At 63.1% G+C, this 12,830-nt stretch carries 12 protein-coding genes; 9 read left to right on the forward strand and 3 right to left on the reverse strand.

What is annotated here, in order from left to right; translation table 11 throughout:
* Positions 1-5 precede the first annotated feature (5 nt).
* The 9 genes from SR882_RS01420 to ispH all read left to right on the forward strand — a co-directional run bounded on the left by SR882_RS01420 (position 6) and on the right by ispH (position 11,711).
* A complete protein-coding gene (locus SR882_RS01420; RefSeq protein WP_322521578.1) occupies positions 6-1,058 on the forward strand; it encodes a PilW family protein in 1,053 nt (350 codons plus the stop codon).
* A gap of 3 nt (positions 1,059-1,061) precedes the next feature.
* Positions 1,062-1,688: a pilus assembly PilX family protein gene (locus SR882_RS01425; protein WP_322521579.1), complete on the forward strand. Its 627-nt coding sequence runs from the start codon at positions 1,062-1,064 to the stop codon at positions 1,686-1,688.
* An 11-nt stretch (positions 1,689-1,699) separates the two neighbouring features.
* A complete protein-coding gene (locus tag SR882_RS01430; protein WP_322521580.1) occupies positions 1,700-5,272 on the forward strand; it encodes a pilus assembly protein in 3,573 nt (1,190 codons plus the stop codon).
* Between the two features lie 16 nt (positions 5,273-5,288).
* Positions 5,289-5,762 carry a type IV pilin protein gene (locus SR882_RS01435; RefSeq protein ID WP_322521581.1) on the forward strand — a complete coding sequence of 158 codons (474 nt, stop codon included), beginning with the start codon at positions 5,289-5,291 and terminating at the stop codon, positions 5,760-5,762.
* Between the two features lie 93 nt (positions 5,763-5,855).
* Positions 5,856-6,476 (forward strand): GspH/FimT family pseudopilin, encoded by a 621-nt coding sequence (locus tag SR882_RS01440; protein WP_322521582.1) that lies wholly within the window; start codon positions 5,856-5,858, stop codon positions 6,474-6,476.
* A gap of 114 nt (positions 6,477-6,590) precedes the next feature.
* Positions 6,591-9,422, forward strand: coding sequence for an isoleucine--tRNA ligase (ileS, locus tag SR882_RS01445; RefSeq protein WP_322521583.1), 2,832 nt, complete (start codon positions 6,591-6,593; stop codon positions 9,420-9,422).
* A 363-nt stretch (positions 9,423-9,785) separates the two neighbouring features.
* The gene (lspA, locus tag SR882_RS01450; protein ID WP_322521584.1) at positions 9,786-10,283 is read left to right on the forward strand and encodes a signal peptidase II; all 498 of its coding nucleotides are present in this window, start codon (positions 9,786-9,788) and stop codon (positions 10,281-10,283) included.
* Complete coding sequence (locus SR882_RS01455) at positions 10,276-10,776, forward strand: FKBP-type peptidyl-prolyl cis-trans isomerase (RefSeq protein WP_322521585.1); 501 nt, start codon at positions 10,276-10,278, stop codon at positions 10,774-10,776. The genes lspA and SR882_RS01455 overlap by 8 nt, the downstream gene beginning before the upstream one ends.
* Complete coding sequence (gene ispH / locus SR882_RS01460; RefSeq protein ID WP_322521586.1) at positions 10,773-11,711, forward strand: 4-hydroxy-3-methylbut-2-enyl diphosphate reductase; 939 nt, start codon at positions 10,773-10,775, stop codon at positions 11,709-11,711. Before SR882_RS01455 ends, ispH begins: the two co-directional genes overlap by 4 nt.
* A 78-nt stretch (positions 11,712-11,789) precedes the next feature.
* Here ispH and SR882_RS01465 read toward each other — a convergent pair whose 3' ends face one another.
* The 3 genes from SR882_RS01465 to SR882_RS01475 form a co-directional block, all read right to left on the reverse strand.
* Positions 11,790-11,987 (reverse strand): DUF3817 domain-containing protein, encoded by a 198-nt coding sequence (locus tag SR882_RS01465; RefSeq protein ID WP_322521587.1) that lies wholly within the window; start codon positions 11,985-11,987, stop codon positions 11,790-11,792.
* Positions 11,988-12,221: 234 nt separating this feature from the next.
* A complete protein-coding gene (locus SR882_RS01470) occupies positions 12,222-12,371 on the reverse strand; it encodes a DUF3817 domain-containing protein (protein ID WP_322521588.1) in 150 nt (49 codons plus the stop codon).
* A gap of 53 nt (positions 12,372-12,424) precedes the next feature.
* Positions 12,425-12,763 carry a metalloregulator ArsR/SmtB family transcription factor gene (locus tag SR882_RS01475; RefSeq protein ID WP_322521589.1) on the reverse strand — a complete coding sequence of 113 codons (339 nt, stop codon included), beginning with the start codon at positions 12,761-12,763 and terminating at the stop codon, positions 12,425-12,427.
* Between the last annotated feature and the right edge of the window lie 67 nt (positions 12,764-12,830).

Genomic DNA, 12,830 nt, shown 5'->3' on the forward strand with positions numbered 1-12,830 from the left:
ATGACATGATTATTTCCCGTGATTCCAGGCGCGGTCAATTCCCAGGCAGTGGGCGGCGTCTGGGAGGCTTTACCCTGGTCGAATTGATGATTGCCCTGGTGCTGGGCCTCCTGGTGATTGCCGGTGTGGGGAGCGTCTTCATTGCGAACAAGGACGCCTACCGAACGAATGAAGCGCTCTCCCAGGTTCAGGACGCGTCGCGTACCGCATTTGAGTTTGTCGCTCGTGATGTGCGCGAAGCGGGCTCGAATCCTTGTGGTGCGGCGAACGTTGCCAGTGTGCTCGACTCGCCGTCGAGCGACTGGCTGGATTGGAGTCAACCGTTTCGGGGCTTCGACGATGTGACCGACATCGACGGACTCCCCGGCGCGGGCGAAATTGGCGAGCCTGTCGACGAGCATGCGCTCCGGCTGGGCAAGGCGGAAGATTCGGGGATAGCGCTAGAGGCGGTGACCGGGCCGCGCGCCAACATCACGCTCGAGTCGGCAACCAGCCAGATTTCCGATGGCGATATTCTCATGGTCTGCGACGCCGACAAGGCGACGATCTTTCAGACCACGAATTACAACTCGAACAATACGACGCTCGTGCACAACACGGGCGGATCCTACACCCCGGGCAACCTCACCAAGTGTCTCAATCATCCGGTCCCCCAACTGGTTAGTGGCGGGAATTGCACGACTCTCAGTCCGACGTCCTACCTCGTCGTTCCGACCAACACGGTCTGGTACATCGGGACGAACGCGGCCGGCACGAGATCGCTTTTCCGCTCGCGGAATTTCCAGAGTACGGCCCCGGTGCCGGAAGAAATGGTCCGAGGAGTCGAGGGGATGGAGATCGAGTATCACCGCAGTGGTGAGGACGTCTTTGAAACCGCGACGCAGGTTGATGCTGTGGGTGGCGGTTGGGAGCAGGTTGATGCTGCAAGGATCACCTTGACCGTTCGTAGCCGTGGCCTGAACCCGAGTGATCCCGATTTCGGGTCCAGTACCGATCGAGAGCGCTTGCAACGCGATTTCTCCACAACGATCGCGATTCGAAACCGCTTGGGTGGATGAGCAATGATTGTGCAGAGAACAGACCGACTCACCCGCAAGACATCGTCCAGGCAGCGAGGTGTGGCATTGGTGATAGCGCTCGTGTTGCTGATCGCCGTCACCCTGGTTGGTCTGGCGGGTATCCGTGGGACGACGCTTCAGGAGAAGATGTCGAGTAACAGTTTTGATCGAGAAACGGCCTTCCAGGCAGCCGAGGCGGCGATGGAAGTCGCTGCGACGCGCCTCACCTCGGACTTGGTTACCTTCGAGACCGCGGTTAACACCTATGCCGAGCTGGATTGCACCAATCGTCTCTGTGCAATCAATCCGGGGCAGGATGTGCCCGCTGCCGCTTGGTTCGACGTGACCGACGGGGTGGGCGATACCAATTTCTCCGCGCGGGATTCCGCTATCCGTCCGCAGTTTGTCGTTCAGGATATGGGTAGTTGTGCCACCGGTGTGGGTGGCGGGAATTTCGTCGGCACGACCGACCAGAACGAAGCCGGCGGTGGCGCGGGCACGTATTTCAACGACACCGGCCAGTGCTTCCGTATCACGGCCCGGGCCATTGACCCGGCGCTGGAGATCGACGGCGCTGACGTCAACGCAGACCGTGCGCAGGTCATTTTGCAAGCGACCTATCGATTGTGAGAGGTGAATCCATGAATATCCTGTCCTGGCTGTCAGTCGTCTCTCGCCGCGGCCCGTTGGGCTTCTTGCTCGGCCTCTCGTTATCGGTCATGACTGGCGTATCGGCGGCCGCGGTCGACGTCGACCAGAGCCCGTTGATCGTCAGTGAGCCTCTGCCTCCCAATATCGTGCTGCTGCATGACGACTCCGGGTCAATGGCTCGGAATTACATGCCGGATGGGTTGTCGAGTGCTGAGTCGGTCAGCCAAGACCCTGCGGAGAATGGGGTTTATTACGACCCTGATGCCAGATACCCGGCTCCGCCCACGGCCGCGGGCGGCGCTTATCCTGATATTGATTCGTTTCCGTGGGCCCCTACGGATGTGTTCGCCTCCGCATCCGTTGCAAACGTCGAAAGCTACACCAGTCGATTTGATTATTGGACCTGGGTTAACTATTCAGGCGATTGCCCAAACTCTACTGATGAGAGTGGGCGTCATGAGGGTTATTGCTATAGGAGTGACCGGCCGGGATCAATTGAGGATGAGTTTGCTTTTCGAGATCCCGACAACGGTCTCTATTATTATTACGGAGGTGGCTGGCGTCAGGTCTTCACCTACCGAGTTAATGGTGACTCCTATTACGTGACGGGCTCCTGTGATCGTATGCCTGCCGACGAGGGGTCGCGCTGCTCCGACTCCGCGGCCGACAAGCAAAATGTGGCCAACTGGTTCACTTACTACCGTACGCGTGAATTGGCGGCTAAAAGTGGAATTATGTCGGCCTTTGGTGCTCTGGATCCATCGTTCCGGTTTGGTTTCGGTGCGATTAACGATTCAAACTCGGGCGATTTGGGCTCAGGCCAGTTTTCTTATTATATGAGGGTAAAAGAGGTCGAGCCATTCGGTGACGGTGCCAGTGGCACACAGAGAGCGCGGTTCTGGAATTGGCTTGAAGGTGTCGGCGCGAATGGAGGGACGCCTTTAAGGCGGGCACTGGATACGGCCGGTCGCTACTACCAGACCTCGCAGCCCTGGGCTGAAGACGGTGAGGAGTATTCCTGCCGACAGTCTTACTCGATCCTGGTTTCTGATGGGTATTGGAGTGGTTCTCGGCCATCCAATCGAATGAATCGGTCCGATAATACTTCGACGGATAACTACGACGCCGTTGATCCATTCGTTGGTGGGAACGACGACGATGGGAATGCGACGCTGGCGGACGTGGCGAACTACTATTGGAAAACCGACCTGCGAGACAATACGAACGATTCCGGCCAGGATAACCGCGTTCCGGCCACGCCCAACGACCCGGCGACGTGGCAGCACATGACCACCTTTACCGTTGGTCTTGGCTTGAGTGTGACGGGGTTGGGCGCCACGCAGTCGGAATTGTTCGATTGGGCGCGCAATGGCGATCAGGACGCCATCGATAGCTGGAGTGGTTGGCCGACTCCCGGTGATGGCGGTGGCCAGGGCGAGCCCGAGAACGTCAGCGACATGCTCCACGCGGCTATCAACGGTCATGGTGACTTCTTCTCCGCGCGCAATCCGCAGGAATTCGCCGCCGGCCTGCGAGCCGCGCTTGCGGCTATCGATAGCCAGCGATCCGCCGGCGGGAGTCAGACGGTCTCGAATCTGCAGTCGGGCGAGACATTGGTCGATGGCTCTCGCGCGTACTCCGCAACGTATTTCACGAGTCAGTGGACCGGTGAGTTGACGGCGCGGGGCTACAACGAGGATACCGAACAGTTTGATCAGGTCTTGTGGAACGGTGCGGGCGGAATACCGGCGCACGGGAGTCGAAACATCTGGACCACGGTCGATGGGCAAGGTAGTACGCCGACCGCTTCCGCTAAGTTCTTGGCAGGGCAACTTGATAATGATCAGGTTGATGCGCTGATTAACAATGTTGGCAATGGCATCGCGGTCGATGAAGCGACAATCGTCAATTACCTCCGTGGTGACCGGACCGAAGAGGGCAATGACCTTAGGCAACGGATCAACCTGCTTGGCGACATTGTGACCTCGACCCCCGTTTCGATCGGCACGCCTGATCCGGGTGTGTTCGGTGACAGCCAGTTTGACGGCATTGACGAATATCAGGCTTTCGTCACCGCGCAGGCGGATCGCGACACGTTGGTGTATATCGCGGCGAATGACGGGATGTTGCACGCCTTCGATGCCGAAACGGGCGAGGAGGTGTTTGCCTTTATCCCGGGGTCGGTGTTGAGTCAGACGGGCGAAGCCGCACTCAGCCGATTGGCTAATCCCGAGTACGGGATTGTGGATCCCGTTGATGGCGATCAACCGGTCCCCCACCAGTATTTCCATGATGGCGAGATGACCACGCAGAACGTGTATCTCGATGGCGAATGGAAAACGGTTCTGGTGGGAACGACCGGCCGCGGTCAGTCACGAACCGTATATGCCCTCGACATCACCGACCCGTCGGTGTTGACGGACTCCGATTCTGCCGGCGATGCGATTCTGTGGGAGCGATCGGCTGGTGATGGCGAATCGAACGATGATTACATTGGCATGGCCCTGGGGCGCCCGACGATCTCCCTGGTGCAGGGTAATGGCAGCAACACCGAGTGGGTTGTGCATGTGGGTAACGGTCCCAACAGTGAATCGGATCAAGCGGCCTTGTTGCAGTTCGACCTCGAGGACGGTGATCTAACCGTCTATGACGCAGGAAGCGCGACGAACAATGGCCTGGCTGCCCCGTACGTGATCCAGACCGATGCTATTGACGGCTTGAGTGACTACGCCTTTGCCGGTGACCTGCAGGGGAATCTCTGGCAGTTCCCGTTGAGCGCCAGCGGCGGTACGGCCGAGCGTATTTTCGTGGCCGAGGATGATGACGGCAACGCCCAGCCCATTTCGGCACGCATGCTGGCGGCGAAGAACGCCAGCGACGGCACGATTTGGGCGTTCTTCGGCACGGGGAGATTCCTGTCCCGCGATGACATCACGGACACAAGCGTGCAGACCTGGTACGGCTTGCGCGTGATGGGACCGGATGGCGGTCCGGCCATCGTTGACGACACGACGGGGCGCAATGATCTGCAAGAACGCACGATCGTGGCCGAGGAGACAGTAGGAGGCAACGTTGGACGAGCGACCAGCACCGGGTCGGCAGCCGATCTGGCTGCGGACGACGATGCCGGCTGGTACATGGACCTGGTGTCGCCGGTTGAAGGTGAAGAGGGCGAACGCATCGTCTACACCACGCAGTTGATTGCCGGGCGTCTGGTGGTCAATACCCTCATCCCGAAAGCCGATGACCCCTGTGACACCTTGCCTGCCGGTGCGCTGATGATTGTCGAACCATTCAGCGGAGCAAACCCGAATACGCGTCTACTTGATGTGAATGGTGATGGCGTGATTGGTGACGATGAGCTGTCTTCCGGCGGCGTCTACTTCAACGGCATTCGGTTCGATGTAGGGCTTGCGGGTGCCTTGACGGCGGCCAAAGACAGTGATGGCAATCTGAAGCTGCTGGGTGGCGATCTTGCTGGCGACGATGTGAATCTGGAGATGTCTGGCGGAGCGAGCGGCACGATGCAGCGGCTGAATTGGCGTGAGCTTTACATTGACTGAGTGCACCGGAGGAACAATGAGCAAGGAATCGACCGTCTGGAATAGTCGCCCGGTGGCTTCTCAAAAGACGATTCGGGGCTTCACCCTGATCGAGCTGATGATCGTCGTGGCGATCATCGGCATCATCGCGGCGATCGCCTACCCGTCCTACATCGATTCGGTGGTCAAGACGAAGCGCGCCGCGGCGGCGGCCTGTCTTTCGGAGCAGGCCAATTACATGGAGCGGTTCTATACCACCAACCTTCGCTACGATCAGGATCAGGACGGTAACGACAACCCGCTTGATGACGGCTCGCTAACGCTGGAATGTATGAGTAATCAGCAGACTGGGGGCGATTACACCTACACGGTCGGGAATCTCACGCGTTCGACCTACACGCTCACCGCGACGCCGCAAGAGCCGCAGTTAAGCCGGGATGACTGCGGTGCGTTGACGCTCGACCAGGCGGGCACGCGTGGCGCGGCCGATGACGTGGATGTCTGCTGGTAGGTCGTGAAGATCAAGTAAGTCATGCGCAGTTGATATCGACGATTGGGCCGGCCAAGGATGGTGGGCCTTAATTGAACACAAGGAGGTGTGCTCATGCTCAAGGAAGAGCGTGCGACCCCGACGGGGGTCGCTTTGCCTGTTTGCCGGCTGGCTGCCTGTCGCACCAATGAGGGCGGTTTCTCCCTGATCGAGTTGATGATCGCCGTCGCCCTGACGGCGATCCTGCTGTCGATCGCCATCCCTGCGTTCTCCTCGATGATGGCCCAGAACCAGTTGGCGGCGGCGACCAATGCCGCGCGTGGGGCATTGATGGCCGCGAGGCAGTCGGCAGTCACCAAGGGGCGGCCCGTCTCGCTCTGTGCCGGAACGCCCGATTCGGGATGCTCGGGCGACTGGTCGGCTGGTGAATGGGTGGTCTTCGACGACGCCGATCACAGCGGCGATATCGATGCCGACGAGCGGGTCGTGCGTCATGGTCGGGTGCCAGCCTTGGGTGACACGGTGCGTCTGGATGCCAACGGCCCGTTGCGAACGGCGTTGGTGTATGTGCCGATGGGACATGCCGAGCGTGTCAGCGGCGCGTTCGGTGCCGGGCGCCTGCGCGTGTGCGCCGCGACCGATCTGGCGCCCAATGCCCGCGAACTGGTGATTTCGGCGAGTGGCCGAGTTCGGCTGCAATCGGTCGATTTCGACGGGGCGTGTCCCGAGCTGTGAGCCGTCGAACGGCCGGCTTGTCGACGCGTAGCGTAAGTGAGCGACGGCAAGGGCTTGCCTGTTACAATCGGCAGTTTGCAGTCTTCCGGCGAACTGAACCGACGTGGCCCAACCGTGACCGATTACAAATCGACGCTCAACCTTCCCAAGACCGACTTCCCGATGCGCGGCAATCTGCCCAAGCGCGAGCCCGAGCGGCTGGCGCAGTGGCAGGAGCGTGACCTCTACCGCGCGGTACGCGAGCATGCCGCCGGACGGCCCAAATTCGTGCTGCACGACGGGCCGCCGTATGCCAACGGTGATATCCACATCGGGCATGCGGTCAACAAGATCCTCAAGGACGTGATCAACAAAACGCGCCTGCTCGAGGGCTTCGACACGCCCTACGTGCCCGGCTGGGACTGTCACGGCCTGCCGATTGAGCTGGTGGTCGAGCGCGAGCATGGCAAGCCGGGCGTCAAGCTCGACGAGCGCGCCTTCCGCCAGGCCTGCCGCGACTACGCGGCCAGCCAGATCGAGCGTCAGAAACAGGACTTCATCCGCCTGGGCGTGATGGGCGATTGGGATAATCCCTATCGGTCGATGGACTTCGCCTTCGAGGCGGACACGCTGCGTGCGCTGGCGGGCATCATCGAGCGCGGCCACCTGCATCGCGGCGAGAAGCCGGTGCACTGGTGCGTCGACTGCGGTTCGGCCCTGGCCGAGGCCGAGGTGGAATACCAGGACAAGACCTCACACCAGATCGACGTGGCCTTTGCCGTCACCGCCCCCGCGGCGATCAACCGTGCCTTCGGCGTGGAAGACGACGCCCCGGTCGACCTGGTCATCTGGACCACCACCCCCTGGACGCTGCCGGCCAACCAGGCTGTGGCGGTCAACGCCGAACTGACCTACCAGTTGATCGAGATCGACGGCCGTCGTGTCGTGCTGGCCGAAGGTTTGGCCGAGGATGCGCTGGCGCGCATGGGCGCCGAGTCGTCGCGCGTGCTGGGCGAATGCGTCGGCTCGGCACTGGAAGGCCAGGAGCTGGTCCATCCGTTCCTCGAGCGGCGCGTGCCAGTGATCGTCGGCGAGCACGTCACGCTGGATGCCGGTACCGGCCTGGTGCACACCGCCCCGGCGCACGGCGAGGAGGACTTCGCGGTCGGCAAGCGCTATCACCTGCCCGTCGACAACCCGGTCGACGGCGAGGGGCGTTTTTTCGCCGACACGCCGTTGGTCGGCGGCATGGATCTCAAGGCCGGCGGCAAGGCGATCCTCGCGCGGCTCGAGGCCGACGGTCGCCTGCTGGCGCACGCGAAGTTCGAGCACAGCTACCCGCACTGCTGGCGGCACAAGACTCCGCTGATCTTCCGCGCCACGCACCAGTGGTTCATCTCGATGACCCAGCAGCACCTGCGCGCGGATGCCATCAAGGCGCTGGAAACGGTCGAGTTCACCCCGGACTGGGGGCGGGCGCGCATCGAGGGCATGGTGGAGAACCGCCCGGACTGGTGCATCTCGCGACAGCGCTTCTGGGGCGTGCCGATCGCGCTGTTCGCCCACAAGCAGACCGGGCACGCCCACCCGGATTCCGCCGAGCTGATGCGGAAGGTCGCCGAACAGGTCGAACGGCACGGCGTCGACTGGTGGTTCGACCTGGACGCCGCCGAGCTGATTGGCGCGGACGCGGCCGAGTACGAGAAGGTTGTCGATACCCTCGACGTCTGGTTTGACTCGGGCGTGACCCACTGGGCCGTGCTCGACCGGCGGGAGGAGCTCACTTGGCCTGCAGACCTGTACCTGGAGGGCTCCGATCAGCACCGTGGCTGGTTCCAATCCTCCCTGCTGACCGCCACCGCCCTGCGCGAGCAGGCGCCCTATCGCGGCGTGCTCACCCACGGCTTCACCGTCGATGCCAAGGGGCGGAAGATGTCCAAGTCGCTGGGCAACGTGATTGCGCCGCAGAAGGTGATCGACAAGATGGGCGCCGATCCGCTGCGCCTGTGGGTGGCCTCCACGGATTATTCCGGTGAGATGACCGTCAGTGACGAGATCCTGCAGCGCACTGCCGATGCCTATCGCCGCATCCGCAATACCGCGCGTTTCCTGCTCTCCAACATCGATGGCTTCGACCCCGACCGGGATGCCGTCGCCGATGACGAGCTGCTGGCGCTGGACGCCTGGCTGGTCGACCGGGCCGCGCAATTCAACCGCGAGGTGCGCGCGGGCTTCGAGGCCTACCAGTTCCACCAGATGGTGGCGCGCATCCACCACTTCTGCTCGATCGAGCTGGGCGCGTTCTATCTCGACATCGTCAAGGATCGCATCTACACCGGCCAGACCGATGCCCCCATGCGTCGCTCGGCGCAGACCGCCATGTGGCGCACGGTCGAGGCGCTGACCCGCTGGATCGCCCCGGTGCTGTCGTTCACCGCCGAGGAGCTCTGGGAACACCTGCCGGCGCTTGGTGGTGGCCGGGAAGAGAGCGTGTTCATGGCCGCCCACGTGGACGACCTGGCGCCGCTGCTGGCCGACGGCCGCGACGGGGTGGGCCAGCGTGGTTTCTGGGAGGACGTGATCGCCATCCGTGATGCGGTCAACCGCCATGCCGAGGCGGCGCGCAACGACAAGCGCATCAAGGCGAACCTCTCGGCCAACGTCGAGATCTGGGCCGATGACGCCGTTGCGGGTCGCCTGGCGGCGCTGGGTGACGAGCTGCGCTTCTTGCTCATCGTCTCCGAGGCCACCGTTCGTCCGCTTGGCGACAAGCCGGTGGACGTCGAGGTCGAGACCATCGAGGGCGTGGGCGAACTGGCCGTGCGCATTGCCCCGGCCGAGGCGGAGAAGTGTGAACGCTGCTGGCACTTCCGCCCAGACGTGGGCACGCACGCTGCACACCCCACCCTCTGCGGGCGCTGCATCGAGAACATCGAGGGCGACGGGGAAACCCGCCGGTTTGTCTGAGCATTCCATGAGCACGCCTTCACCCAACAGCCTCGTCGTAGGAGCGGCTTTAGCCGCGATGCGACGCCGTGGCCCCTTTGGCGTTTCGCGCCTGAAGGCGCTCCTACGGTACGGGCACCGTGGATCGCGGAGTTGTACTCCGCGTCGGCGAGTGCAACTCGCCGGTCCAAAAGCGGCGGATGTGGCAAAAATATCGCGCCTGAAGGCGCTCCTACGGTTATCGATGGATGAGGTGCGAGCTTGCCTTGCAAGCGAAACGCGCCGGGAGGGGCGTGTCCGGTCCTCGGACTGCTGCCACGCTCTAACGGGCACGGCGGCTGACGCCGCCTTCGCGAGCGAGGCTCGCTCCCACGGGGCCATGTCATGAGCATCGACAAGGCGAACCTGCGCTGGCTGTGGCTGTCTCTTGGGGTGCTGGTCGGCGACCAGCTGACCAAGTGGGCGGCGCTTGTGGGGCTGACATACGCGCGTCCGGTGGAGGTCCTGCCGTTTTTCGATCTCACCCTGCTGTACAACACCGGGGCGGCGTTTTCGTTTCTCGCCGACCACGATGGCTGGCAGCGCTGGTTCTTCGTCTTTCTGGCGGTGGTGATCACCGTGGCGCTGCTCGCCTGGCTGGCCTTCGTCGCCATCCGCGACGGGCGCATCAAGGCGGGCATCACGTTGTTGATCGGCGGGGCGCTGGGCAATGTCATCGACCGGGTGCTCTACGGTCACGTGGTCGACTTCCTCGATTTCCACGTCGCCGGCTGGCACTGGCCGGCCTTCAATATCGCCGATGCGGCCATTACCATCGGCGTGGCACTGATCATCTGGGCCGAGCTGCGGCCTGCCGACCGAGAGACTGCATCCGATGAGTGACGCCGACACGTCCAATCTGCCGACCATCGGCAAGGACTCCGAGGTGACGATCCACTACGAGATTCGGTTGCCGGACGACCGGGTGGTGGATAGCAGCTTCGATGACGAGCCACTGACCGTCACGCTGGGGAGCGGGGCCTTCGAGCCGCGCCTCGAGGAGGCGCTGGTGGGCCTGCCGCTGGGCGAGTACACCCGCATCCTGCTCACCCCGCAGTACGCCTTCGGTCAGCCGGACGCGAGCAACGTCCATACCATGCCGCGCGGCCGGTTCCCGGAAGACATGAACCTCGAGCCCCAGCTGGTGGTCGAGTTCGACCTGCCCAACGGCGAGTCGGTGCCGGGCACCGTCACGGCCCTCACCGAGGATGCCGTGACGGTGGATTTCAATCACCCGCTCGCCGGGCAGAACATCCAGTTGATCGTCAAGGTGCTGGCCATCGACGGCACGCCGGCACCGGCCGACTCACCCGCCCTGCAGGGGGATGCGCCATGAAGATCCAGCTCGCCAATCCGCGCGGTTTCTGCGCCGGCGTCGACCGGGCGGTGGAAATCGTCGACCGGGCGCTCGATTCCTTCGGCGCGCCCATCTACGTGCGCCACGAGATCGTCCATAACCGCTACATCGTCGACAACCTGCGCGACAAGGGGGCGATCTTCATCGAGGACCTGGCCGACGTGCCCGACGGCGCTACCCTGATCTTCTCCGCCCACGGCGTCTCGAAGGCCATCCAGGATACCGCCGCCGAGCGCGGCCTGACCGTGTTCGATGCGACCTGCCCGCTGGTGACCAAGGTCCACATGGAGGTCGCCCGCCACGCCCGGGCGGGGCGCGACGTGGTGCTGATCGGTCACGAGGGGCATCCCGAGGTCGAGGGCACCATGGGGCACTTCGATCCGGCATTCGGTGGGCAGATCCACCTGGTCGAGAAGATCGCGGATGTGGAGCATTTGCAGGTCGACAACCCCAAGGGGTTGGCCTGGGCGACCCAGACCACGCTATCGGTCGACGAGACCCGTGCGATCATCGGCGCACTGCAGGCGCGCTTTTCCCAGATCGAGGGGCCGCGCAAGGACGACATCTGCTACGCCACGCAGAACCGTCAGGACGCCGTGCGCGAGCTGGCCGAAAGCTGCGACATGGTGCTGGTGGTGGGCTCGAAGACCAGCTCGAACTCCAATCGCCTGCGTGAGCTGGCCGAGCAGTCCGGCACGCCCGCGCACCTGATCGACGCGGCGGCCGACATCGACCCGGCCTGGTTCGACGATTGCAGCCGGGTGGGCGTGACCGCCGGGGCATCGGCCCCCGAGATCCTTGTCCAGCAGGTGCTCGAGCGCCTCAAGCTCGAGTGCAAGGCCACGCTTGAAGAGCGCGAGCCCGCGGTGGTCGAGAACATGGTCTTCCCCATTCCCGTCGAGCTGCGCAAGTAGGCCCAGGGAACTCGGCGCCACGTGTTGAGATCGGCCTGTCGTCCCGCGGCAGGCCGTTTTGCGTTACACGCGCCTCGCTCAGGCCTCAGCCTGCAGGCGGCGACGCACCAGCCGGTGCGACACCAGTCCCCCGAAGGGGATCAGCGCCGCGATCGCGACCACCGCCCCGTGGTGGAGCGGCAGCAGACGGCGCGTGAGCGTGATGGCCAGCACGGCCATCGTCCACAGGAAAAGCACCCCGTGCACCGGCCCCACGGCGCTGACGGCCTCCGGCATGTCGGCTAGGGAAGGTCTGCACGAATCCGATGCCACTCTGGCTTGGCGAGTCGTTCGTGATCAAGGCGCGATGTCGCCGGCGTGCGGGTGGCCCCGTCAAGACATCGCAACGCGGAACACGGGCGACTCGCCAAGCCCCGCCGGGCGCGCCTTGAGCCGGGCATCTGCTGCGTTGTCGTCCTTGGAAAGAGAATGACTCTTCCGCGGCGGACGAACGCCTTGCGCCTGCCCGGCTCAAGGCACGCAGAGCGGTATCGGATTCGTGCAGACCTTCCCTGGATACTTCAGCGGCATGGCGATCACGACCAGGGCGATCAACGAGCCGCCCTCGAGCAGCGTCATCCAGCCGAGGTGGCGGAGCGCGGGGTTGGTCTGGTTGGTCATGCGGGGTTTCTTGTTGATTTGAAGGCGGCCCAGGTTATCTCAAAACGGGCCGGCTAGCCTCGTGACGGTCGGCCGACCATCGCCTGCAGGCGGCCGAGATCCTCGACGAAGGTGTCGCCGCTCGCGTTCCCCTCGAAGGTCGCCTTCAACACGGCACGGGCCCAGGCGGGCAGATCCTCGGCGGCCCGGTAAAACACCCAGGTGCCATCGCGCCGCACGTCAGTGATCCCGGCATCGCGCAGGTGGGCCAGATGCCTGGAGATCTTCGGCTGGCTCAATGCCAGTGCCTCGGTCAGCTCACAGACACACAACTCACCTTCTCGCAGCAGCAGCATCAGGCAGCGCAGGCGGGTGGTGTCGCCAAGGGCGCGAAAAAGGGCCTCGGGTGGCATGGCAGTCTCTCTGTTCTCAAATGTCATCGAAAGCGATAATGATTAATTTTGCTCATTGTAACGCCGG

Origin of the sequence: Guyparkeria halophila, assembly GCF_034479635.1 — a bacterium.
Lineage (GTDB): Bacteria > Pseudomonadota > Gammaproteobacteria > Halothiobacillales > Halothiobacillaceae > Guyparkeria > Guyparkeria halophila.

What these genes read in the sequence shown, in the direction of transcription:
- SR882_RS01420 (WP_322521578.1), top strand. Translation starts at nt 6, where the DNA reads ATGATTATTTCCCGTGATTCCAGGCGCGGTCAATTCCCAGGCAGTGGG.
- SR882_RS01425 (WP_322521579.1), top strand. Translation starts at nt 1,062, where the DNA reads ATGATTGTGCAGAGAACAGACCGACTCACCCGCAAGACATCGTCCAGG.
- SR882_RS01430 (WP_322521580.1), top strand. Translation starts at nt 1,700, where the DNA reads ATGAATATCCTGTCCTGGCTGTCAGTCGTCTCTCGCCGCGGCCCGTTG.
- SR882_RS01435 (WP_322521581.1), top strand. Translation starts at nt 5,289, where the DNA reads ATGAGCAAGGAATCGACCGTCTGGAATAGTCGCCCGGTGGCTTCTCAA.
- SR882_RS01440 (WP_322521582.1), top strand. Translation starts at nt 5,856, where the DNA reads ATGCTCAAGGAAGAGCGTGCGACCCCGACGGGGGTCGCTTTGCCTGTT.
- lspA (WP_322521584.1), top strand. Translation starts at nt 9,786, where the DNA reads ATGAGCATCGACAAGGCGAACCTGCGCTGGCTGTGGCTGTCTCTTGGG.
- SR882_RS01455 (WP_322521585.1), top strand. Translation starts at nt 10,276, where the DNA reads ATGAGTGACGCCGACACGTCCAATCTGCCGACCATCGGCAAGGACTCC.
- ispH (WP_322521586.1), top strand. Translation starts at nt 10,773, where the DNA reads ATGAAGATCCAGCTCGCCAATCCGCGCGGTTTCTGCGCCGGCGTCGAC.
- SR882_RS01465 (WP_322521587.1), bottom strand. Translation starts at nt 11,987, where the DNA reads ATGCCGGAGGCCGTCAGCGCCGTGGGGCCGGTGCACGGGGTGCTTTTC.
- SR882_RS01470 (WP_322521588.1), bottom strand. Translation starts at nt 12,371, where the DNA reads ATGACCAACCAGACCAACCCCGCGCTCCGCCACCTCGGCTGGATGACG.
- SR882_RS01475 (WP_322521589.1), bottom strand. Translation starts at nt 12,763, where the DNA reads ATGCCACCCGAGGCCCTTTTTCGCGCCCTTGGCGACACCACCCGCCTG.